The organism is Enterobacter sp. DNB-S2 (genome assembly GCF_019443845.1).
Lineage (GTDB): Bacteria > Pseudomonadota > Gammaproteobacteria > Enterobacterales > Enterobacteriaceae > Enterobacter > Enterobacter asburiae_B.
On record NZ_CP050520.1, the window covers coordinates 1,031,403 to 1,054,750 of the forward strand.

Consider the following 23,348-nt stretch of genomic DNA (forward strand, 5'->3'; position numbering starts at 1 on the left):
GGGTGATTAATTCAACTGGTGGCGATAGTCGCTCGGCGTGCGGTCAAACTCGCGGCGAAACACGCGGGAAAAGGTTTGTTGCGACACATAGCCCAGATCCATCGCGATATCAAAAATGGGCCGCTGCGTTGAGCGTAGCGCCTGCGCCGCCAGCAGCAGTCTGCGCTGGCGAATGTACTCGCCCAGCGTCTGATGCATGACCGTGCGGAACATTCTCTGTAAATACCATTTCGAATAGCCCGACTTTTTAGCGACCACATCAATGTTCAACGGTTGGTCGATATGTTCATCAATCCATTCAATAAGCGTCTGAATAATCTGCTGATGCGACATAAGGTTGCCCCTCTGTAGATACAACTATCTCGGTTAATTCGTCGTTTTCTCTGCGGGCGAGTATAATTCCTCAAGTTAACTTGAGGTAAAGAGGTTTTATGGAAAAGAGATTGCCGCGCATTAAAGCGCTGTTAACCCCCGGTGAAGTGGCGAAGCGAAGCGGCGTTGCGGTATCCGCGCTCCACTTCTATGAAAGCAAAGGGTTAATTAAAAGCATCCGCAACGGCGGCAACCAGCGCCGCTATACCCGAGACGTGCTCCGCTACGTGGCGATTATCAAAATTGCGCAACGAATCGGAATTCCCCTGGCCACGATCGGCGAGGCGTTTGGCGTGCTGCCGGAAGGGCATACGCTGAGCCCGAAAGAGTGGAAAGAACTGTCGTCCCAGTGGCGTGAAGAGCTGGACAGGCGTATTCATACGCTGGTCGCGCTGCGTGACGAGCTGGATGGCTGCATCGGCTGCGGCTGCCTGTCGCGTAGCGATTGTCCGTTGCGTAACCCCGGCGACAGGCTGGGCGAGCAGGGGACGGGGGCGCGGTTGCTGGAAGAGGATTGAGATTGTGCGGCCGGTTTGCCGGGCTTACCCGGCCTACAAAACCGGGAACGTAGGCCGGGTAAGCGAAGCGCCACCCGGCAAAAGCATTATAAAGAACTAAAGCGCCACATAAGGGCGCTTTAGTTTTTCCCGGTCTTTGTCTTTCACTCTATCCCGCTGGTTCACGGGAGGGTTCCCCCCGACATCAGCACCCCTCAGTGTCGAGCTGGTTGGGGAGGTTCCGGATTGTGCTGACACTTTAATTCTATGCAAGACCCGTTTTTTCGCCAGCCTCACCGACCGTTTTTTAGACGAATTTTTTTCGCGGTGTTGTTCAATTTTCTATAGTTAAAAAGTATGAATAACAGGAGAAAACCATGCTCACGGTACACCACCTTAACCAGTCGCGCTCGCACCGCGCGATCTGGGCGCTGGAAGAACTCGGCCTGCCTTATGAGATCGTCCACTACCAGCGCGAAAAGAATATGCTGGCGCCGGAGGCTCTTAAAAAGGTGCATCCGTTGGGCAAATCGCCGGTTATCGAAGATAACGGACTGATCCTTGCGGAGTCGGGCGCCATCCTGGAGTACCTGCAGGAAACGTACGATCCCGAGTCACGCCTTAAGCCTTTAGATCCGGCGCATAAGGTGCAATACCGCTTCTGGCTGCATTACGCCGAAGGATCGCTGATGCCGCTGCTGTTAATGAAGCTGGTCTTCAACAGCCTCGGCAAGCCGCCGGTGCCGTTTGGTATCAGAACCCTGGGCAAAGCGCTGGGGCAGGGGGTGCAGAAAGCGTATCTCAACCGTCAGCTGGAAACCCATGCGCGCTTTATTGAGTCACATCTTGCCGAAAACAGCTGGTTTGCCGGGGATTCGCTCAGCATGGCCGATATTCAGATGAGCTTCCCGATCTTTGCGCTGCTGGCGCGCGGCGGTATCGCTAATCTGCCGCATATTCAGGCGTGGAAGACAAAAGTTGAGAACAGCCCTGGCTGGCAAAGAACCCTGGAACAGGGGGGACCGTTATCTATCCCGGGCGAGGACTGAAATGTAAACAAATTGCGCATAGACGATAACGTTTGCGCATCCTCTGTTTATTTCTTCAGCGTCATAAGGGAATTTTAGCGAAAAACGAGAAAGTTCAGTTGAAAAGGGCGGGGATTACGCTAGATAATCGTTTGCCTTAATTTGACCACCCGTTTGTAAGCGCGGAGCTAAACGTTTGCTTTTTTTGTGACGCCCTTTCGTCACAAACGCAACACAAGGATTTGACGTTCAGCTGGCAGTGGCGTCTCCACCTCGCTTACGGACTTCCTAAAAAACTCTCAGGGGATGTTTTCTATGTCTACGCCATCTGCGCGTACTGGCGGTTCACTTGACGCCATGTTTAAAATTTCGGCCCGCGGCAGCACCGTGCGCCAGGAAATTGTTGCCGGTTTGACAACGTTTCTGGCGATGGTTTATTCCGTCATCGTTGTGCCGGGCATGCTGGGCAAAGCAGGCTTCCCGCCAGCGGCTGTCTTTGTGGCGACCTGTCTTGTGGCCGGCGTGGGCTCCATCGTGATGGGTCTGTGGGCGAACCTGCCGCTGGCGATTGGTTGCGCCATCTCTCTGACCGCGTTTACCGCGTTCAGCCTGGTGCTGGGTCAGCACATCAGCGTACCGGTTGCGCTGGGTGCCGTGTTCCTGATGGGTGTGCTGTTTACCGTGATTTCAGCGACCGGCATCCGTAGCTGGATTTTGCGCAACCTGCCGCAGGGCGTGGCGCACGGTACCGGCATCGGTATCGGCCTGTTCCTGTTGCTGATCGCCGCCAACGGCGTCGGTCTGGTCATTAAGAACCCGCTGGACGGTCTGCCGGTAGCGCTGGGCCACTTCGCCAGCTTCCCGGTGATCATGTCGCTGATCGGTCTGGCGGTGATTATCGGTCTGGAAAAACTGAAGGTGCCTGGCGGCATTCTGCTGACCATTATCGGCGTTTCTATTGTCGGCCTGATTTTCGATCCAACCGTACACTTCTCCGGTATCTTCGCTATGCCGTCGCTGAGCGATGACAAAGGCAACTCCCTGATTGGCAGCCTGGATATCGTTGGCGCGCTGAACCCGGTGATCCTGCCAAGCGTGCTGGCGCTGGTCATGACCGCCGTGTTTGACGCGACCGGTACCATTCGTGCGGTGGCCGGTCAGGCGAACCTGCTGGATAAAGACGGTCAGATTATTGACGGCGGCAAAGCGCTGACTACCGACTCCCTGAGCAGCGTCTTCTCTGGTCTGGTGGGCGCGGCGCCTGCGGCGGTCTACATCGAGTCCGCAGCGGGTACGGCGGCAGGCGGTAAAACCGGCCTGACGGCGATCACCGTCGGCGTGCTGTTCATGCTGATCCTGTTCCTCTCTCCGCTCTCCTATCTGGTTCCGGCGTATGCGACCGCGCCAGCGCTGATGTACGTTGGCCTGCTGATGCTGAGCAACGTGGCGAAAATCGACTTTGCGGACTTCGTGGACGCGATGTCTGGCCTGATTACCGCGGTCTTTATCGTCCTGACCTGTAACATCGTGACCGGCATTATGATCGGCTTCGCGTCGCTGGTGATTGGTCGTCTGGTCTCCGGTGAATGGCGCAAGCTGAACGTCGGCACCGTGATTATCGCCGTTGCGCTGGTAGCGTTCTACGCGGGCGGCTGGGCAATCTAAGTTGTCGATTGATGCGAAAACGGGTGGCTCAGGCCGCCCGTTTTTATTTTCAGGACTCATCCTGTTGCCTTTTGCGTTACTCTGGAGAAGATAGAATAAAAGGCACGACGCCTTCCGGAGTACATAAGCAACACAGCAAACAGGGAACGCATGGAAATCTTCTTCACAATACTCATCATGACCCTTGTGGTCTCGCTATCCGGGGTGGTTACACGCGTACTGCCCTTTCAGGTCCCCCTGCCATTAATGCAAATTGCCATCGGCGCGCTGCTGGCTTGGCCGACGTTTGGCCTGCACGTGGAATTTGACCCCGAACTGTTCCTCGTGCTGTTTATCCCGCCACTGCTGTTTGCCGATGGCTGGAAAACGCCCACCCGCGAATTCCTTGAGCACGGGCGCGAGATCTTCGGCCTGGCGCTGGCGCTGGTGGTGGTCACCGTCGTCGGGATTGGTTTTCTGATCTACTGGGCGGTACCGGGTATTCCATTAATACCGGCTTTTGCGCTGGCCGCCGTGCTGTCGCCAACCGATGCCGTGGCGTTGTCCGGCATTGTGGGTGAAGGCCGTATTCCGAAGAAAATCATGGGGATTTTACAGGGTGAGGCGCTGATGAACGACGCCTCCGGCCTGGTCGCCCTGAAGTTTGCCGTGGCCGTTGCGATGGGCACGATGGTCTTTACCATCGGCGGCGCAACCCTGGAATTCTTCAAGGTGGCGATTGGCGGTATTCTGGCGGGCTTCGTGGTGAGCTGGCTGTACGGCCGCTCATTGCGCTTCCTCAGCCGCTGGGGCGGCGATGAGCCCGCAACGCAGATCGTACTGCTGTTCCTGCTGCCGTTTGCCTCTTATCTGATTGCCGAACATATCGGCGTGTCGGGCATTCTGGCTGCGGTTGCGGCGGGGATGACCATCACCCGTTCCGGCGTAATGCGCCGCGCGCCGCTGGCCATGCGCCTGCGTGCCAACAGCACCTGGGCCATGCTGGAATTTGTCTTTAACGGCATGGTGTTCCTGCTGTTGGGCCTGCAGCTGCCGGGCATTATGGAATCCTCGCTGGTGGCGGCGGAAGCCGATCCGAACGTTGAGGTCTGGATGCTGTTTACCGACATCGTGCTGATCTACATGGCGCTGATGCTGGTGCGTTTTGGCTGGCTGTGGACGATGAAAAACTTCAGCGTACGTTTCCTGAAGAAAAAGCCGATGGAGTTCGGCTCGTGGACAACGCGTGAGCTGCTGATCGCCTCTTTTGCGGGCGTACGCGGGGCGATCACCCTTGCCGGTGTGCTCTCCATTCCGCTGCTGCTGCCCACGGGCGACGTCTTCCCGGCGCGCTACGAGCTGGTCTTCCTGGCGGCGGGCGTGATTCTGTTCTCCCTGTTTGTCGGCGTGATTATGCTGCCGATTTTACTCCAGCATATTGATGCCGGTGATTCGACTCAGCAGCATAAAGAGGAGCGTATTGCCCGGGCGGCCACCGCCGAAGTAGCAATTGTCGCGATTCAGAAGATGGAAGAGCGTCTGGCCGCGGATGCGGAAGAGAACATCGATAATCAGCTGCTGACGGAGGTCAGTTCCCGCGTGATTGGTAACCTGCGCCGCCGCGCGGACGGGCGTAACGATGTGGAAAGCTCGCTGCAGGAGGAAAACCTGGAGCGCCGGTTCCGCCTGGCGGCGCTGCGCTCAGAGCGCGCCGAGCTGTACCATCTGCGCGCCACGCGGCAGATCAGCAACGAAACGCTGCAAAAGCTGCTGCACGATCTGGACCTGCTGGAAGCGCTGTTGATAGAGAATCAGTAGCGCCGTTTTTGCCCGGTGGCGCTGCGCTTACCGGGCCTGCGTGCTCGATCGGTTCCCTCTCCTTGTGGGCTGAGGGTTTCCCACAAAATAATGCCTGCACGGACGACCCCCTCTCCCTTGAGGGAGAGGGCTGGGGTGAGGGGGAACATACGGCTGTGGAGGTCATTCCGTTCACTTTATGTTCCTTGCTACTCTGTAACGACATGACCGGTGAACGTGCCAGGGTGGCTCAATCGCCACCACCCTGGCGACCCGGGCTCCCGGCGGTAAATCGCCGCTTCGCGGTGCCCTCAGCTTATTCCTTCAGGCTATCGGGTCGGGCATGAGCCTGCATCCCTGCAGGCCACGCCCTCTCGGCGCATCCCTGCGCCTCGCCCCGGCCTTACGGAAACGCTTCGGCGATTTACAGCCGGACCAGGGCGTCGCTGTAAGTCATTAATTTTGCAGAAGAAGTGTTCATCGCTTCAGGCAAAAAATTACTGGGGATTCCTCAGCCCTGTGGGAGAGGGTTAGGGTGAGGGCACCCAAAACCCCTCACAACACTGCAGCCACGCCTGCGCGCTCTGCGATAAATACACCCCTTCACGCCAGATCATCCCCAGCTGCCAGTGCAGGTCGCTCTCCAGCGGGATCCAGCGCAGCGTGTTTTTATCCAGACGCTCGCAAATCGGCTGCGGCAGGATGGCAATCCCCACGCCGGCCTGCACCATCGCCGCCAGGAAATCCCACTGTCCGCTGCGCACCGCTATGCGCGGCTTGACGTTATGCTGGTTAAACAGCGTCATTAGCTGGCGGCTGAGGGCGAAGTCTTCGTTGTAGATCAGCAGAGGGTGCTCGCCGAGCAGTTCAGGTCTCACCGAGTCCAACTTCAGCCAGTCGCCGGAGCGGGGAACCAGCACGCACAGCGGGTGGCTAAAGAGCGGAAGCGTCGCCAGACCGCTCTCTTCCTCAACGGGAAGGGCGGTCATTGCCACGTCGAGCTCGCCGTTGGTGACGGCCTGCTGGACGGTTAACCCACCAAACTCCGAAATCTTCAGCTCAACGCCGGGATAACGCTGGCGAAACAGGCTAATCGGCCCGGCCATCATCATCCCCACCATGGGCGGAATGCCGAGGCGAAGCACACCTTTCTTCAGATGATTGATATCGCCCAGCTCTGCTTCCAGCTGGCGAAACTCCGCCAGAATAGCCAGCCCGCGTTCGAATACTACGCGTCCGGTGTCGGTCAGCAACAGCTTGCGCCCGTCGCGGATCAGCAGGGTACAGTTCAGTTCATCTTCGAGGTTTTTCAGCATTTTGCTGATGGTGGGCTGGGTAACAAACAACTTCTCCGCTGCGCGGGTAAAACTTTGCTGACGAACCACTTCGACAAAATAGCGCAGCGTTCTTATGTCCATGATTATTCCTCGAAACTATACCTTTGATGATTTTAATTCATTTCAGTCCATACCGTGCGCTCTCTATACTGGCGCCTCGTCTCATTTTTGAGGAAAACCCCCATGGCCGTGGCGTTAAGCCGTGTTACGCCTGCCGTTGTGCAACGACTCCAGGTCCCGGTGCAGGTACTGCTCTACGCGGGACTGTTTGTTTTCGCGGAATATCTTGTCGGCTGGCTGCATCTGCCGCTGCCCGCCAATCTTGTCGGGATGCTGCTAATGCTGACGCTTATTCTGTGCCGCGTGATCCCCCTTAACTGGGTGCGCGCCGGGGCGCGCTGGCTGCTGGCGGAGATGCTGCTGTTCTTTGTTCCGGCGGTGGTGGCGGTGGTGAACTATGCGCAGCTGCTGATGGTGGACGGCTGGCGAATCTTTGCGGTTATTGCGCTGAGTACGCTGATGGTGCTGGGGGCAACCGCCTGGGTGGTGGATAAAGTGTATCGCTTTGAAATCAGCAGGCACAAACATGACTAATTTTCAGATCAGCGTCTTGTGCCTGATTGCGACGCTGGCGATCTACTTTGCCAACAAGCGGCTGTATCGCCGCTTTCACGCCCTGCCGCTGATGCCGCTGGTCTTCACGCCGATCCTGCTGGTGCTGATGCTGGTCTTCGGCCATATCTCCTGGCAAAACTACATTGGCGAATCCCACTGGCTGCTGTGGCTGCTCGGCCCGGCGACCATCGCTTTTGCCGTCCCCGTTTACGACAATCTGGCGATTATCAAACGCCACTGGATGTCGCTCAGCGCGGGCGTGATCACCGCCACGGTGGTCGCGGTGTGCAGCTCCGTCTGGTTGGCGCGGCTGTTTACGCTGCCCGATGAAATTCAGCGCAGCCTGGCGGTGCGTTCGGTAACCACGCCGTTTGCGCTGGCGGCCGCTAAACCGCTCGGCGGGCAGCCGGACCTGGTGGCGCTGTTTGTGGTGGTGACGGGCGTCTTTGGGATGGCCGTCGGCGATATGCTCTTTCTGCGGCTTTCTATCCGGGAAGGGATGGCGAAAGGCGCGGGGTTTGGCGCGGCGTCGCACGGGGCGGGTACGGCACGTTCGTATGAGCTGGGGCAGCAGGAGGGCGTTGTCGCGAGCCTGGTGATGATGCTCTCAGGCGTAGTGATGGTGCTGATTGCGCCGCTGGTGGCGTGGGTGATGTTTTAAGCTCCCCGGCCAGAATGACCGGGGAGAAAGGCTTAGTGCGCGCGGCCCTGCTCAACGCCCAGGCCGGTTTGTGAGCGGATAAACTGGGCGCGGAATTTCTCACGCTCCAGGTTACCCTCCGGCGAATTGTCGGTGGCCGAGAAGAACCAGATGCCGATAAACGCCACGGCGATCGAGAACAGCGCCGGGTATTCATACGGGAAGATAGCGCTTGCGTGACCGAGGATCTGCACCCAGATGGTCGGGCCCAGAATCATCAGGATCACCGCCGTCAGCAGCCCCAGCCAGCCGCCAATCATCGCGCCGCGCGTGGTCAGCTTCGACCAGTACATGGAGAGCAGGATGATCGGGAAGTTACAGCTTGCCGCAATCGAGAAGGCCAGCCCCACCATAAACGCGATGTTCTGCTTCTCAAACAGAATGCCTAACAGAATCGCGACCACGCCCAGCACCAGCACGGTGATTTTCGAGACCTTCAGCTCGTCGCGCTCGCTCGCGCCTTTGCGGATAACGTTGGCGTAGAGGTCATGCGACACCGCAGACGCGCCGGCGAGCGTCAGCCCTGCAACCACCGCAAGAATGGTGGCGAAGGCCACGGCGGAGATAAAGCCGAGGAACAGGTTACCGCCCACCGCGTCCGCCAGATGCACCGCCGCCATGTTGTTACCGCCAATCAGCGCGCCCGCCGCGTCTTTAAACGCCGGGTTCGCCCCCACCAGCATGATCGCGCCAAAGCCGATGATAAAGGTCAGGATGTAGAAGTAACCCATGAAACCGGTGGCGTAGAAGACGCTCTTGCGCGCTTCACGCGCATCGCTCACGGTGAAGAAGCGCATCAGGATATGCGGCAGGCCCGCGGTACCGAACATCAGGCCGAGACCAAGCGAGAGCGCGGATATCGGGTCTTTCACCAGCCCGCCCGGGCTCATGATCGCTTCCCCTTTCGGGTGGACCGCCATCGCCTCGGTGAACAGGTTATTGAAGCTGAATCCGACGTGCTTCATCACCATAAAGGCCATAAAGCTGGCGCCGAACAGCAGCAGGACGGCTTTGATGATCTGCACCCAGGTGGTTGCCAGCATGCCGCCGAACAGCACGTACATCACCATCAGCACGCCAACCAGCACCACCGCGACGTGGTAGTTCAGGCCGAACAGCAGTTCGATCAATTTACCCGCGCCGACCATCTGCGCAATCAGGTACAGCGCCACCACCACCAGCGAACCGCAGGCGGAGAGGGTGCGAATCGGCCCCTGCTTCAGGCGATAGGAGGCCACGTCAGCGAAGGTATAGCGGCCCAGGTTACGCAGGCGTTCGGCAATCAGGAACAGGATGATCGGCCAGCCGACGAGGAAGCCGAGGGAATAAATCAGGCCGTCATAGCCGGAGGTATACACCAGCGCGGAGATCCCGAGGAACGAGGCGGCGGACATAAAGTCACCCGCAATCGCCAGCCCGTTCTGGAAGCCGGTAATGTTGCCGCCAGCGGTGTAGTAATCGTTACGGGAGCGCACGCGTTTCGACGCCCAGTAGGTGATGTACAGCGTCAGCAGGACGAAAATCAGGAACATCACAATGGCCTGCCAGTTGGTTGGCTGGCGCTGGACCTCGCCGGTAATGGCATCCGCCGCGTGGGCGGCAAAGGGAAGTGTGGCGGCGAGCGCCGTCAGAACTCTCTTCATGATGCTTTTACCTCTTGCAGTACCGCTTTATTAAGTCGATCGAATTCACCGTTCGCGCGCCAGACGTAGACGCCGGTCAGCAAGAATGAAATCACAATCACGCCAATACCAATCGGAATACCGCGCGTCACGCTGGTTCCCTCGTGCAGCGGGGTGCCCAGCCAGTGCGGGGCAAAGGCGATCAGCAGAATAAAGCCGACGTAGATAACCAGCATGATGATGGAAAGGATGAAGGCAAACCGTTGCCGCTTATCGACGAGCTCCCTGTAGTGCGCACTATTCTCTATCTGCTGACAAATATCGTTATTCATCACAGAGTCTCCAAAGGTAAGGTAGGTTTGTTTTTAGTCCCCTCTCCCTTTTGGGGAGAGGGTTAGGGTGAGGGGAGGAAGGTGCGGTCTGATGCCCTCACCCCAGCCCTCTCCCACAGGGAGAGGGAGAAAACACTAGGAAGGCATCGCGATGGCCTGCTTCTCTTCGAGCAGTTTTTCCACCACGCCAGGATCCGCGAGCGTTGAGGTATCACCGAGGTTGCTGGTGTCTCCAGCCGCGATTTTGCGCAAGATACGACGCATAATTTTGCCGGAACGGGTTTTCGGCAGCGAGTCGGTCCAGTGCAGCACGTCCGGCGTCGCCAGCGGGCCAATCTCTTTACGCACCCAGTTGCGCACCTCAGCGTAAAGCTCAGGCGACGGCTCTTCGCCGTGGTTCAGGGTGACATAGGCGTAAATCGCCTGGCCTTTAATGTTGTGCGGAATACCGACCACGGCGGCTTCAGCAATCTTCGGATGCGACACCAGCGCCGATTCAATCTCAGCGGTGCCCAGACGGTGGCCGGAGACGTTCAGCACGTCGTCCACGCGCCCGGTTATCCAGTAATAGCCATCTTCGTCACGACGCGCGCCGTCGCCGCTGAAGTACATGTTTTTAAAGGTCGAGAAGTAGGTCTGCTCGAAGCGATCGTGATCGCCGAACAGAGTACGCGCCTGACCCGGCCAGGAGTCTGTGATCACCAGGTTGCCTTCGGTGGCGCCTTCCAGCGGGTTGCCTTCGTTATCCACCAGCGCAGGCTGCACGCCGAAGAACGGGCGGGTTGCGGAACCGGCCTTCAGCTGCGTGGCGCCCGGCATCGGAGTGATCATGAAGCCGCCGGTTTCGGTCTGCCACCAGGTGTCCATCACCGGGCATTTCTCGTTGCCGATTTTCTTCCAGTACCACTCCCAGGCTTCCGGGTTGATTGGCTCACCCACGGAACCGAGGATGCGCAATGAAGAGCGGTCAGTGCCTTCGATGGCTTTATCGCCTTCCGCCATCAGTGCGCGGATCGCCGTTGGCGCGGTGTAGAGAATGTTGACCTGGTGTTTGTCGACCACCTGACACATACGCGCCGGGGTCGGCCAGTTTGGTACGCCCTCAAACATCAGCGTTGTTGCGCCACAGGCCAGCGGGCCGTACAGCAGGTAGCTGTGTCCGGTAACCCAGCCCACGTCGGCGGTACACCAGTAGATGTCGCCCGGATGGTAGTCGAAGACGTATTTGAAGGTGGTGGCCGCATAGACCAGATAGCCGCCGGTGGTGTGCAGGACGCCTTTCGGCTTACCGGTGGAGCCGGAGGTATAAAGAATGAACAGCGGATCTTCTGCGTTCATCTCTTCCGGCTGATGCTGGTCGCTCGCGTTCTCAATCAGGTCGCTCCACCACAGGTCGCGCCCCTCGGTCCAGTCGATTTTGCCGCCGGTACGCTTAAGGACGATGACGTTACTGACCGTTTTGACATTCGGGTTTTTCAGCGCTTCGTCGACGTTTTTCTTCAGTGGGATACCGCGTCCGGCGCGCACGCCTTCATCGGCGGTGATCACCAGTTTTGAACTGGAATCGACAATACGGCCCGCTACCGCCTCCGGCGAGAACCCGCCGAAAATGACCGAGTGGATCGCGCCGATACGCGCGCAGGCCAGCATGGCCACCGCAGCTTCCGGCACCATCGGCATATAAATAGCGACTACATCGCCTTTTTTAATGCCCTTTTCCAGCAGGACGTTGGCGAAGCGGCACACGTCGCGGTGCAGCTCTTTGTACGTAATATGTTTGCTTTGCGAGGCGTCATCGCCTTCCCAGATGATGGCCGTCTCATTCCCGCGCTCGGCGAGGTGACGATCGAGGCAGTTCGCCGCCAGGTTCAGGGTGCCATCTTCATACCATTTAATGGAGACATTGCCGGGCGCAAAGGAGGTGTTCTTCACCTTCTGATAAGGTTTGATCCAGTCAAGGATATGGCCCTGCTCACCCCAGAAGGTGTCCGGGGCGGTGATAGATTGCTGATAATTCTCGTGGTACTGCTCCGGGGTGATCAGGCAACGGTCCGCAATATTTGCGGGAATGTCGTGTTTATGTATTTGGCTCATGGCTTTTTTTCTCCTTGTAAGATGTTAATAATATGTCGCAAAAACGTTAATTGTAGGGGCTTTACAAGCTTTGTTTATTATTTGGGCTACAGATCACGCATTGTTTGAAGAGTATGAAAATTGAGCGAATGAAACTTTGAAGGAAAATAATTGATGCTGACGATTATTCACATTTATGTTTAAAAAAGCGTTTTTATAACAAAAGGTTATTTATCAGAATTAGAACAAACTCCCGTCATCGTCGCTTTTGTGAGTGAAACGCGTCGTTCTTTAAGGCTTGCGCAACAGGTCGCGCAAATGATACTCATACGCCGCGTTAAAAAATCCCATAAACCAACGCAACACAATTCATACCCTTTCAGTATGTCTCCCTGTTCATGCAGTTTGAGTGAATAAGGCGCTTCATTGAGGAAGTCAGTTTCTATGAAAAACGTTAAAGTCAGCCTTGCCTGGCAGATCTTAATCGCCCTTGTGCTGGGCATCTTGCTGGGCAGTTACCTCCACTATCATAGCGACAGCCGCGAATGGCTGATTGCGAACCTGCTTTCACCGGCAGGGGATATCTTTATTCATCTGATCAAGATGATCGTGGTGCCGATTGTGATCTCGACGCTGGTGGTCGGTATTGCGGGCGTCGGTGATGCGAAACAGTTAGGCCGTATTGGTGCGAAAACCATTATCTATTTCGAAGTGATCACTACGGTTGCGATTATCCTCGGTATCACGCTGGCGAACGTGTTCCAGCCGGGGTCCGGGATCGATATGTCGCAGCTGGCAACGGTGGATATTTCGAAATACCAAAGTACGACCGCTGACGTGCAGAGCCATGCGCATGGCCTGATGGGCACTATCCTGTCGCTGGTGCCGACCAACATCGTGGCGTCGATGGCGAAGGGCGAGATGCTGCCTATCATCTTCTTCTCGGTGCTGTTTGGTCTGGGGCTCTCTTCCCTGCCGGCGACGCACCGTGAGCCGCTGGTGACCGTGTTCCGCTCTATCTCCGAAACCATGTTTAAAGTGACGCACATGGTGATGCGCTACGCGCCGGTAGGGGTGTTTGCGCTTATCGCCGTCACCGTGGCGAACTTCGGTTTTGCCTCCCTGTGGCCGCTGGCGAAGCTGGTGCTCCTGGTGCACTTCGCCATTTTGTTCTTCGCGCTGGTGGTGCTGGGGATCGTGGCGCGCCTTTGCGGGCTGAGCATCTGGATCCTGATTCGCATCCTGAAAGATGAGCTGATTCTGGCGTACTCAACGGCAAGTTCTGAGAGCGTGCTGCCGCGCATCATTGAGAAGATGGAAGCCTACGGCGCGCCTGCCTCTATTACCAGCTTCGTGGTACCGACCGGCTACTCCTTTAACCTGGACGGTTCGACGCTGTACCAGAGCATCGCCGCTATCTTTATTGCGCAGCTGTACGGCATTGACCTGTCGCTGTGGCAGGAGATCGTGCTGGTGCTGACGCTGATGGTGACGTCGAAAGGTATTGCAGGCGTTCCGGGCGTCTCCTTCGTGGTGCTGCTGGCGACGCTTGGCAGCGTCGGTATTCCGCTGGAAGGTCTGGCGTTTATCGCCGGTGTCGACCGTATCCTCGACATGGCGCGTACCGCGCTGAACGTGGTGGGGAATGCCCTGGCGGTGCTGGTTATCGCCAAGTGGGAACACAAATTCGATCGTAAAAAAGCGCTGGCGTATGAACGCGAGGTGCTGGGTCGTTTTGATAAGACGGCTGACCAGTAATGTTAAAAGCCGGGTGGCGGCTTCGCCTTACCCGGCCTACACAAGCCGTAGGCCCGATAAGCGCAGCGCCACCGGGCAATGCTTTACTCTCCGCTCAGCGCATCAAACTCTTCGCATCCCGTATCAAACCCTTCAGTGCAGCTCAGGTTCAACCAGTACAGCGCTTTCTGTTTATTGGGTGTGATAAAGCCTTTCTCACCCTGCCTGAACAACATCCCCGCCCAGTACTCGGCGTAGCCCGTGCGTGAAAGTGCCGAGCTCCGCTTGAACCACGAGGCGGCCTGCACGTCGTCCTGAGCCACTTCAACGCCGTTGGCATAAATCAGCCCCAGCAGCATTTGCGCATCTACCGCAGAGTCGTTGTCGATATCTTCGGTCGCCGTTTGCAGCAGTTTGATGGCCTGGGGATAGTCGGTTGTACCTGCCTGAGTGTTGACCAGCACGCGCGCCAGCATGATCGCGCCGCGTTTGCTGCCCGCGATGGTTGCCTGCTGCGCCAGTGCCTTAGCTTGCGCATAATTTCCCTGGGTAAAGAGGATTTGCGAGAGCAGTCCCATGGCGTCGACATCGCCACCTTTAGCGGCTTTCTCGGCCCACAGCGCGGCCTGCTTGCTGTCACCGGAGCTAAAGTATGTATCGGCCAAATAATACTGGGCACGGGCGTCACCCGCTTCAGCCTGTTCTTTGTACTGACTGCCAATCTCGTCGGCACGGACAAGCGATGTAAAAAGTAACAACAACAGAAAAATATGTTTCATGGGTTCTTATCATCGGGGTACACGCCGCGCAGTATAATCGCGGCGACAGAAGAAAAAAATGGGTGCATTAAGACCTCAGCATCCTGCAAGCCGGGCGTAACAGTGGTTCCGCCCGTAGAGGTTAGCCTGCGTTACAGGCTAATTTTGCCGCCACCTCCTGATGTTCACCCTTTATTGAAAACTCGCATAACTTACCTCGAGTAATAAAGGTAAAGATCACTATCGTCAGGCAAATAATAAAGACGATGCCTAACGCAGTTTTTAATGGCGTCATGCCTTTTACTCCTTGTCAAAAAAAGAATAAGAGGCTACTCTCAACTTGTCGGAGTTGAGGGAGAGTAGCCTCGGGTTGTACTGACCCCAAAAAGTTGGACAGTTAAACACGAGGCACATAGGTCTGGGTTCGATATTCAATTGGACTCAGACCTTTTAATTTCAGGCTAATTCTTCTGCTGTTGTAGTAGTCAATATATTCCGTAACAGCATCCTTCAGTTCGCTTATATTACTGAACTCGTCAAGATAAAAACACTCCGACTTTAAGGTTCCAAAGAAACATTCCACGACTGCATTATCCAGACAATTGCCTTTTCTGGACATGCTCTGTGTAATGCCTTGTTCTTTAAGGATGTTTTGATACCTTCTCATACGATACTGCCATCCCTGGTCAGAGTGCAGAATAGGATGCTCGTGAGGCTTAAGCTTTTTGAATGCCTGATCGAGCATATTCTCGACCATGTTCATCACAGGTCTTTCCGACAGGCTGTAAGAAATAACTTCGTTGTTGAAGAGATCTATTACTGGAGACAAATACAGCTTTCGCCCATTGACTGCAAATTCAGTAACGTCGGTAACCCACTTCTCGTTTGGCCGTGTAGCCTTGAAATCCCTTTGGAGAACATTGGGGCGGTTTGCCCTACCTCTCCTCTGTAGGAGCTGTATCGCTTGACCTTAATCGCTGCCTTAAGCGAGAGGGTTCCCATCAGGCGCTGAACGGCTTTATGGTTAATCCGTTCCCCGTCTCGATGGAGAGACAACGTTACCCTACGGTATCCGTAACGACCTTTATTCTCGTGATAAATCTCACCAATACGCTTTTTAACATCCGCATACTTATCAGGCTTGCTGAGAGCCTTTAGATGGTAATAAAACGTACTGCGCGGTATCTCCGCTGCCTTGAGAAGCTCATCAAGAGGGTAAAACTGCCTTAGCTCGTTGAGTACTTTCACTTTTTCGCGGGATGAGCTAAGGCTTTCAGCTTTTTTAGATACGTAAGCCGCATTTCAAGGAATCGAACTTGTCTTTCAAGATCCTCAATACGTCGGTCTTTCGACAGCTCCAATGCTAACGCCGCTTTTTCTGGATCAACTGACATTGTAATGTTTCTTTTGGTGCCGATCTTGAGTGCGCGTAAACCAGCTTCTCCGTGCTCCTCATAGACTTTCAGCCACTTGGCTACAGAACCACTACCAGCAAGCATAAAGTGAGCAGCAGCCTGATTGAGGGACATCTGCTGCTCGGTCACGGCTTTCACGACCTTAATGCGCAACTCTGGATCAGCACTAACGCCTTTAGGTTTGGGAATTAAACCTTTTTCTCCATGTTTTTCATAGAGGGCAACCCACGTCCTGACCTGGGTTCGAGGCACACCAAAACGTGCAGAGATGATCCTGTAACCATCATCAGTTGTGAAGTAGTGATTCACGACTTCAAGGCGCTTTTCGAAGGGGTATTTTGGCTTTGACATATCAGGGACTATTCCATTTCATCGTCCAACAAAATGGGTGCAGTACAGGTAAATGAAAATTTCCCGGGGCTTTCTACTTTCTGTCCCTCAACAATGCTCAAGACAGAAAGTCTTAAGCACCCGTCGCACATCTTATCCCTCTGAATTAAAATGCAAAGATGTAATTCTTTTTCGCGAAAATTACATTATTTCTGCGAGCCGCTTTCCAGAATAATAATTCATATATTTGATGAGTTAATCGGAAATAAAAAGGGAGTGAATATCTCACTCCCTTTATTCACTGATTAATTAACGGCTTCAGCCCATTGCGCTTTCGCGCAGTCGAGCTTTCAGCTTGTTATATTCGTCGATGACATACTGTTCCGCAGCGTGCTGATCCGCAATCGGCTCCACGCGTACGGCGCAGTATTTATACTCCGGCGTTTTGGTTATCGGACTTAAGTTCTCCGTCACCAGCTCGTTACAGGCGCCAATCCACCACTGGTAGGTCATATAGACCGCCCCTTTGTTCGGACGATCGCTGACCTGCGCACGGGTAATGATCCGGCCTTTGCGCGAGTTCACCCACACCAGCGCTTCATCCTCAATGCCGAGGCGCTCAGCGTCGGCGGTGTTGATTTGCGCGTAGCCCGGTTCGTCCGCCAGCGCCGCCAGCGCGGCGCAGTTGCCGGTCATCGAACGACAGGAATAGTGGCCCACTTCACGCACGGTGGAGAGCACCATCGGATACTCGTCGGTGAGCTTATCGATTGGCGCGACCCAGTCGCAGGTGAAGAACTGCGCCAGCCCGTTCGGGGTGTCGAACTTCTCTTTAAAGAGGTATGACGTCCCCTGATCGGCTTCTGACTCATCGCGACACGGCCACTGGATGTACCCCAGCTCACCCATTTTTTCATAGGTTGCCCCGTAGAAGTCCGGACACAGATTGCGCAGCTCGTCCCAGATCTCCTGAGTGTTGTTGTAGTGCATCGGGTAGCCCATGCGGGTGGCTATTTCGCTGATGATCTGCCAGTCCGTTTTCAGATCCCACTTCGGCTCGACCGCCTTAAAGAAGCGCTGGAAGCCGCGATCCGCCGCCGTGTAGACGCCTTCATGCTCGCCCCAGGAGGTCGACGGTAAAATCACATCCGCCGCCGCCGCGGTTTTGGTCATGAAGATATCCTGGACAATCACCAGCTCCAGATCCTCAAACCCTTTGCGCACCGCAGACAGCTCGGCGTCGGTCTGGAGCGGATCTTCACCCATGATGTAGGCCGCACGTACTTCGCCGTGCGCCGCGCGGTGCGGCAGCTCGCTGATGCGATACCCGGTGTGTTCCGGCAGGCTTTCCACGCCCCAGGCCTTCGCGAACTTAGCGCGGTTTTCCGGGAACTTCACGTACTGGTAGCCCGGGTAGGTGTCCGGCAGCGCGCCCATATCGCAGGCGCCCTGGACGTTATTCTGACCACGTACCGGGTTGACGCCGACGTGCGCTTTACCCAGATTGCCGGTCAGCATCGCGAGGCTCGTCAGAGAACGCACGGTTTCCACGCCCTGATAGAACTGGGTCACGCCCATTCCCCACAGGATGGCGGCGGTTTTCGCCCCGGCATACATCCGTGCCGCCTGGCGGATCTCCTGCGCGCTGACGCCGGTGATTGTTTCCACCGACTCTGGCGTATAGCCTTCGACAATTTTCCGATACTCTTCAAAACCTTCCGTACGGGTCGCGACAAACGCCTGGTCGTACAGGTTCTCCTCAATAATGACGTGCCCCATTGCGTTCAACAGCGCGATGTTCGAGCCGTTTTTCAACGCGATGTGCATATCCGCAATGCGCGCGGTTTCAATTTTGCGCGGATCGCAGACGATGATTTTCGCCCCGTTCTGCTTGGCGCGAATAACGTGGTTCGCGACGATAGGGTGAGAATCCGCCGGGTTATAACCAAAGATGAAAACGAGATCGGTGTTATCTATCTCGTTGATGGCATTACTCATTGCGCCGTTACCGACCGACTGGTGCAGACCTGCAACCGATGGGCCGTGTCAAACGCGAGCGCAGCAGTCGACGTTATTGGTTCCAATAACGGCGCGCGCGAATTTTTGCATCACATAGTTGGTTTCATTCCCCGTCCCGCGTGAGGAGCCGGTGGTCTGAATCGCATCCGGGCCATACTTGGCCTTGATAGCGCTCAGACGCGTGGCGACGTAATCCAGCGCCTCGCTCCAGGAGACGGCTTCCAGCTTGCCGCCGCGCTCGCGGCGGATCATAGGGGTTTTCAGGCGCGGGGTGAGGATTTGGGTATCGTTAATAAAATCCCAGCCGTAGTAACCTTTCAGGCATAGCGTGCCCTGGTTGGTTTTCCCCTGTGCGGCCTCCGCCCGGACGATTTTGCCGTTATCGACCACCAGGCGGATCTTGCAACCTGAGGCACAATAAGGGCAAACCGTGACGACTTTTTTCATCAGTCTGCTCCAGTTAATCGAATCATTCGCACCCACTATGCAGCTTCTATGCCATGTTTTTTGTATGGGTATACCCTGACTTTACGGTCCCTTCGCGGTGAAAACCCTGACAAAAAGCAGCCAATCGTCAAAATTGACGTGTCGACAGGGCAGCGGATGTGACATGGGTTGAATTTCCGTCACTGAAAAAACCATTTGACTGGAGCCGACGGCAGAATGGTTCAGACTTAACATAATCCCCTGACGGAAGCATACGATGAAACCGGCGATCCTGGTGGTTGATGACGATACGGCAGTCTGCGAACTGCTTCAGGACGTGCTGAGCGAGCACGTCTTTAGCGTGCTTGTCTGCCATAACGGCCAGGATGCACTGCGGCAGGTACAGCAGGAGCCGAATATCGCGCTGGTGCTGCTGGATATGATGCTGCCGGATATCAACGGCTTACAGGTTTTGCTGCAGCTGCAAAAGCAGCGCCCGGCGCTACCGGTGATCATGCTAACCGGGCTGGGCAGTGAGTCAGACGTGGTGGTGGGGCTGGAGATGGGGGCCGACGATTATATTGGCAAACCGTTCAACCCGCGCGTGGTGGTCGCCCGCGTAAAAGCGGTATTGCGCCGTACCGGCGTGCTGGCGGCGGAAGTCCCCGCAGCGCCCGTAGCGGGCATTGCTTTTAACGGATGGACGCTTGATACCACCCGCTGTGAGCTGAGCGATCCGCAGCGTAACCCTGTTCCCTTAACCCAGGGCGAGTACGGCCTGCTGCTGGCGCTTACGCAAAATGCCCGTCGGGTGCTGAGCCGTGACCGGCTGCTTGAGCTGACCCACAGCGAAAGCGCGGACGTGTTCGACCGCACGATTGACGTGCTGATCATGCGCCTGCGCCGGAAGATCGAGGCTAATCCGCATCAGCCTGCGCTCATCAAAACCATCCGTGGGCTGGGCTATGTGTTTGCCACCGATGTTTCTCATAGCGAGAAAGCGGCCTAGGTATTCTCTTTGATAAACAGCTGCAGCTCGGCCAGCGTTTTCGCGGCGTCAATCGCATTGGCGGCCAGCAGGCTGGCCCGCGCACAGGCGTGTGCCAGATAAATGCTCTCCGTGAGCGGCAGCGATTCATGGCAGCCGTATAAAAACCCCGCGCAAAACGCATCGCCCGCGCCAACGCTGCCGACAATCTCTTTCTGCTCCAGTAACCATGAGGGGATCCAGCGACCTTGCTCACCCGGCGCTTCGCCCCATGCGCCTTCCGGACAGTGGATCACCACCCGCTGACGCACGCCTGCCGCCAGCAGCTGCGTCGCGGCATCGGCGATATGGGCGATATTCAGCGCATCGTCGGCGTCGCGCATCTCCAGTCCGCTAAACTCCCCGGCTTCCAGCTCGTTAATCACCAGATAATCAAGGTGACGCAGGGCTGGGAGCACCAGCGGCTGATAGCGCGGGTCGCCCTTGCGGGAAACCAGATCGAGCGACGTTTCATACCCCTGGTCGCGCATCTGCGCCAGCAGGCGCGCGCTGCGGGTGCCAAACTCGTCATCGGGCATATCCAGGCTGTCGAGCAGCAGCAGGTAGCCGAGATGGAAGATCTTCATCGATCCGTCTAAGCGATCGAAGGCGGGAAGATCCAGCAGGCGGTTGGCGCCCGGCGAGTGGAAAAAGGTGCGCTGTCCGCTGGGATCGGTCATCACCTGCGACATGGAGGTTGGTGCAAAGGTGGTGCGCTGGACGCGCTGGCGGTTGACGTGGTACTGGTCCAGCATCGCCAGAATGTAATCCCCGTCGGCATCTTCGCCAATCAGCCCCACCGCCTGCAGCGGCAGGCCAACGTGCATTTTCGCCAGCGTCAGCAGCACGTTGAGCGGCGCGCCGCCGGTTGAGCGTTCGCTGTGGGTAATTTCCGCCAGCCAGCCGCGCTCCGGCCACTGCACGATCTGGTGGACGTGATCCACCAGCATGTTGCCTGCGGCGATGATGCCTTTGCGTTCCATTATGCCTGCCCCGCGCTGCCGAAGATGCGCATCTGTTCGGCGACCGTATCGGCAATCGCCTCTTCTATCCCCAGCAGCAGTTCGGCAAACTCATCGTACAGCGGCTGGCGGTTCGCCATGCGCTGCTCAACGGCGGCGAGCGCGGCCTGCGACATGCCGGTATAGAAGTTAATTTTATGAATGCCGAGCTCGATGGCGCGGCGGAAGTCGGCATCGCTAATCCCGGAGCCGCCGTGTAAAACCAGCGGCAGGCCCGTCTGCTGGCGAATGGCGTCCAGGCGTGGGAAATCGAGTTTCGGCTCGCCCTTGTATTTGCCGTGCGCGTTGCCGATGGCAACCGCCAGCGCGTCAATGCCGGTTGAATCGACAAACTCGCGCGCCAGCTGCGGGTCGGTAAAGAACGCTTCATCCGCATGCCCGTACAGCGCGCCGCCTTCATCGCCCCCGACCGCGCCCAGCTCCGCCTCCACCGATACGCCCACCGCGTGGCACATCTTCACCACTTCCCGCGTCTGGCGAATGTTTTCCTCGTAGCTCAGCGTAGAGCCGTCGAACATCACCGAGCTGAACCCTAAGCGCAGGGCGCGCACCACCGCCTCGAAATGCAGGCCGTGATCGAGGTTGAGCACCACGGGAATGTCGTGACGGGCGGCTTCGAACTTAACCGCTTCGACAAGCGAATCCAGGGAGACGTACTTAAAATGCACTTCGGCGATGTTGATGATAAACGGCGAGCGTTCCTGCTTCGCGGCGGCGAACAGCGCGCGCAGGAAGTGGGAGTCGAGCACGTTAAACGCGCCCAGCGCGTAGCGATGCGCCCTGGCGTGCTCCAGACCATCGGCAAGAGAGATCAATGGCATCATTTACTCCTTATATCCGAAACAGGTTGTACTCGTTGCACAGCACCAGCAGCGCCGGTTCGTCTTCTTCGATGTTGTTATAGCGGGCAACGGGCTGCAAAAAGTGGTTATCGTGCTCGTCGTCGTTTACCGATGACACCTCCCCAACCAGCACGTCGCCGAAGCCGCGTTCGCCCCAGAAGCTGTGGTACAGAGTGGGTGTCAGGCAGATGCTTTCCCCTGGCGTGAGGCGCAGCTGGCTGCCGGGCGCGTGGGTCTGACGGCAGCCGTCGACGGTGACCGTCACGTCGGTGTTTTCCGTCTCTTCATGCGCCCCGGCATTCCATAACTCAATAATCAGATTCCCGCCGCCCCGGTTGATGATGTCTTCCCGCTTGCGCCAGTGAAAATGCATCGGCGTCACCTGGCCGTCGCGCACGTGCATAATTTTTTCGGCATAGCACTTTTCATAAGGCACGCCGTTGGGCGAGCCGTTGCGCAGGGTAAACAGCGTCAGGCCCTCAGCGGCAAAGCTGTTGCCGCCGAACGCCGTCACGTCCCAGCCGAGCTTGAGGTCGAACACTTCCTGCCATGCGGCCTGGTCAAGCTGCTGCCATTTTGTGGGCGGAAAGCTGGCAAACGGCGGGAGGTGCACGTCGTGCATGGAAAAAAACTGTCGCGTGTGGCCGAGAATTTCATTGATGTCGGAGCGTTTCATGGGGACTCCTTGAATTTTATGCCACCTCCTCACCCCGGCCCTCTCCCTCAAGGAGAGGGGGAAATAAGTTCCCTCTCCCTGTGGGAGAGGGTTAGGGTGAGGGCATCAGGCCGCAACGAGGTTACTTAACCGTCCACCCCTTATAGGTCCCGACGTTCTTTTTATCGATCATCGTCACCGGGATCAGCACAGGCGCTTTCGGCGCAGGTTTGCCCTGTAGAATGTCATAGCCGATCTCCACCGCTTTTGCCGCCATCACCTGCGGATCCTGCGCCGGGGTTGCGACAAACAGGGAGTTTTCGCGCTTCAGCGCTTCCTCACCGTCCGGGCTGCCATCCACGCCGACGATAAAGAACTCGTTGCGTTGAGCCTGTTTCGCGGCCAGATCGGCGCCGATCGCCGTCGGATCGTTAATCGCAAACACGCCGTCGATCTTCGGATTGGCCGCCAGCAGGGAGGTCATGACTTCCAGACCGCCTTCACGACTGCCCTTGGCGTTCTGGTTATCCGAGAGCACCTTGATATCCGGATGTTTTTTGAATTCCGTCTGGCAACCTTCCACGCGGTTTTGCACCGCAGAGACCGGCGGTCCGTTGATGATCACCACGTTGCCTTTGCCTTTCAGGCGATCGGTAATGTACTTACAGGCCATTTCGCCCGCCTGGGTGTTATCGGAGGTGATGGTCGCATCCGCCCCTTCCGCCGCCACGTCAACCGCAACGACCACGATCCCGGCGTCCTTCGCGCGCTTCACCGCCGGGCCGATCCCTTTGGAATCCGCGGCGTTGAGGATGATCATGTCCACCTTCGCGGCGATGAGGTTATCGATCTGCGCCACCTGCTGGCCCAGATCGTAACCGCTGGAGACCAGCGTCACCTTGACGTTATCGCCAGCCAGCTTGCGCGCTTCCAGCTCGGCACCTTTGGTGATCTGCACAAAGAACGGGTTGGCCAGGTCGCCCACCGTCACGCCGATGGACTTCAGATCTTTTGCCTGCGCAAACGGCGTTGCGGCAAGCAGCGCGCCAGCACAGAGCGCGGTCACTAACGGTTTCAAACGCATGTTGTTTTCCTCGAAG

Annotated in this window: 20 protein-coding genes and 1 pseudogene; 8 read left to right on the forward strand and 13 right to left on the reverse strand. The window is 56.9% G+C overall.

Annotated elements, in window-relative coordinates:
• Positions 1-6: 6 nt before the first annotated feature.
• Positions 7-333 carry a superoxide response transcriptional regulator SoxS gene (gene soxS, locus HB664_RS04920; protein ID WP_013095071.1) on the reverse strand — a complete coding sequence of 109 codons (327 nt, stop codon included), beginning with the start codon at positions 331-333 and terminating at the stop codon, positions 7-9.
• Between the two features lie 98 nt (positions 334-431).
• On the opposite strand from soxS, the gene soxR reads away from it, so the two are divergent.
• The 4 genes from soxR to HB664_RS04940 all read left to right on the forward strand — a co-directional run bounded on the left by soxR (position 432) and on the right by HB664_RS04940 (position 5,359).
• Complete coding sequence (gene soxR, locus HB664_RS04925; RefSeq protein ID WP_023331806.1) at positions 432-890, forward strand: redox-sensitive transcriptional activator SoxR; 459 nt, start codon at positions 432-434, stop codon at positions 888-890.
• Between the two features lie 356 nt (positions 891-1,246).
• Complete coding sequence (locus HB664_RS04930) at positions 1,247-1,918, forward strand: glutathione S-transferase family protein (RefSeq protein ID WP_109846225.1); 672 nt, start codon at positions 1,247-1,249, stop codon at positions 1,916-1,918.
• 294 nt (positions 1,919-2,212) lie between these two features.
• Positions 2,213-3,562: a guanine/hypoxanthine transporter GhxP gene (gene ghxP / locus HB664_RS04935; RefSeq protein WP_023310059.1), complete on the forward strand. Its 1,350-nt coding sequence runs from the start codon at positions 2,213-2,215 to the stop codon at positions 3,560-3,562.
• 150 nt (positions 3,563-3,712) lie between these two features.
• Positions 3,713-5,359 (forward strand): Na+/H+ antiporter, encoded by a 1,647-nt coding sequence (locus tag HB664_RS04940; RefSeq protein ID WP_033144417.1) that lies wholly within the window; start codon positions 3,713-3,715, stop codon positions 5,357-5,359.
• Between the two features lie 509 nt (positions 5,360-5,868).
• On the opposite strand, the gene HB664_RS04945 is transcribed toward HB664_RS04940, so the two are convergent.
• Entirely contained in the window at positions 5,869-6,756 is an 888-nt protein-coding gene (locus tag HB664_RS04945; RefSeq protein ID WP_023310061.1) for a LysR family transcriptional regulator, read from the reverse strand.
• 102 nt (positions 6,757-6,858) lie between these two features.
• Between HB664_RS04945 and HB664_RS04950 the strand changes: the two genes are divergently transcribed.
• Together HB664_RS04950 and HB664_RS04955 are read left to right on the forward strand one after the other, a co-directional pair.
• Positions 6,859-7,269 (forward strand): CidA/LrgA family protein, encoded by a 411-nt coding sequence (locus HB664_RS04950; RefSeq protein ID WP_021242769.1) that lies wholly within the window; start codon positions 6,859-6,861, stop codon positions 7,267-7,269.
• Complete coding sequence (locus HB664_RS04955; protein WP_023310063.1) at positions 7,262-7,951, forward strand: LrgB family protein; 690 nt, start codon at positions 7,262-7,264, stop codon at positions 7,949-7,951. Before HB664_RS04950 ends, HB664_RS04955 begins: the two co-directional genes overlap by 8 nt.
• 32 nt (positions 7,952-7,983) lie before the next feature.
• Here HB664_RS04955 and actP read toward each other — a convergent pair whose 3' ends face one another.
• The 3 genes from actP to acs all read right to left on the reverse strand — a co-directional run bounded on the left by actP (position 7,984) and on the right by acs (position 12,038).
• Positions 7,984-9,633, reverse strand: coding sequence for a cation/acetate symporter ActP (gene actP / locus HB664_RS04960; RefSeq protein WP_033144419.1), 1,650 nt, complete (start codon positions 9,631-9,633; stop codon positions 7,984-7,986).
• The gene (locus HB664_RS04965; protein ID WP_023310065.1) at positions 9,630-9,944 is read right to left on the reverse strand and encodes a DUF485 domain-containing protein; all 315 of its coding nucleotides are present in this window, start codon (positions 9,942-9,944) and stop codon (positions 9,630-9,632) included. Before HB664_RS04965 ends, actP begins: the two co-directional genes overlap by 4 nt.
• A gap of 135 nt (positions 9,945-10,079) precedes the next feature.
• Positions 10,080-12,038: an acetate--CoA ligase gene (gene acs / locus HB664_RS04970; protein ID WP_058842101.1), complete on the reverse strand. Its 1,959-nt coding sequence runs from the start codon at positions 12,036-12,038 to the stop codon at positions 10,080-10,082.
• A 423-nt stretch (positions 12,039-12,461) separates the two neighbouring features.
• Here acs and gltP point away from each other — a divergent pair, with 423 nt between their 5' ends.
• Positions 12,462-13,775, forward strand: coding sequence for a glutamate/aspartate:proton symporter GltP (gene gltP / locus HB664_RS04975; RefSeq protein ID WP_023310067.1), 1,314 nt, complete (start codon positions 12,462-12,464; stop codon positions 13,773-13,775).
• 83 nt (positions 13,776-13,858) lie between these two features.
• On the opposite strand, the gene HB664_RS04980 is transcribed toward gltP, so the two are convergent.
• The 4 genes and pseudogenes from HB664_RS04980 to fdhF all read right to left on the reverse strand — a co-directional run bounded on the left by HB664_RS04980 (position 13,859) and on the right by fdhF (position 18,723).
• A complete protein-coding gene (locus HB664_RS04980; RefSeq protein WP_048976119.1) occupies positions 13,859-14,533 on the reverse strand; it encodes a tetratricopeptide repeat protein in 675 nt (224 codons plus the stop codon).
• Between the two features lie 121 nt (positions 14,534-14,654).
• Complete coding sequence (locus HB664_RS04985; RefSeq protein WP_032644722.1) at positions 14,655-14,807, reverse strand: Hok/Gef family protein; 153 nt, start codon at positions 14,805-14,807, stop codon at positions 14,655-14,657.
• Between the two features lie 102 nt (positions 14,808-14,909).
• Positions 14,910-16,278, reverse strand: a pseudogene (locus HB664_RS04990) (IS3-like element ISKpn8 family transposase).
• 297 nt (positions 16,279-16,575) lie between these two features.
• The gene (gene fdhF / locus HB664_RS04995) at positions 16,576-18,723 is read right to left on the reverse strand and encodes a formate dehydrogenase subunit alpha (RefSeq protein WP_219940424.1); all 2,148 of its coding nucleotides are present in this window, start codon (positions 18,721-18,723) and stop codon (positions 16,576-16,578) included.
• A gap of 256 nt (positions 18,724-18,979) precedes the next feature.
• On the opposite strand from fdhF, the gene HB664_RS05000 reads away from it, so the two are divergent.
• Positions 18,980-19,711 (forward strand): response regulator, encoded by a 732-nt coding sequence (locus tag HB664_RS05000; RefSeq protein ID WP_029740750.1) that lies wholly within the window; start codon positions 18,980-18,982, stop codon positions 19,709-19,711.
• On the opposite strand, the gene HB664_RS05005 is transcribed toward HB664_RS05000, so the two are convergent.
• The 4 genes from HB664_RS05005 to HB664_RS05020 form a co-directional block, all read right to left on the reverse strand.
• Complete coding sequence (locus HB664_RS05005) at positions 19,708-20,712, reverse strand: carbohydrate kinase family protein (protein WP_219940425.1); 1,005 nt, start codon at positions 20,710-20,712, stop codon at positions 19,708-19,710. The genes HB664_RS05000 and HB664_RS05005 overlap by 4 nt on opposite strands.
• Complete coding sequence (locus tag HB664_RS05010; protein WP_033144425.1) at positions 20,712-21,572, reverse strand: ketose 1,6-bisphosphate aldolase; 861 nt, start codon at positions 21,570-21,572, stop codon at positions 20,712-20,714. The genes HB664_RS05005 and HB664_RS05010 overlap by 1 nt, the downstream gene beginning before the upstream one ends.
• Positions 21,573-21,582: 10 nt before the next feature.
• Positions 21,583-22,269 carry a D-lyxose/D-mannose family sugar isomerase gene (locus tag HB664_RS05015; protein ID WP_047059282.1) on the reverse strand — a complete coding sequence of 229 codons (687 nt, stop codon included), beginning with the start codon at positions 22,267-22,269 and terminating at the stop codon, positions 21,583-21,585.
• Positions 22,270-22,390: 121 nt separating this feature from the next.
• On the reverse strand, positions 22,391-23,332 hold the full coding sequence (locus tag HB664_RS05020) for an ABC transporter substrate-binding protein (protein ID WP_219940426.1): 942 nt from the start codon (positions 23,330-23,332) through the stop codon (positions 22,391-22,393).
• Positions 23,333-23,348: the final 16 nt, after the last annotated feature.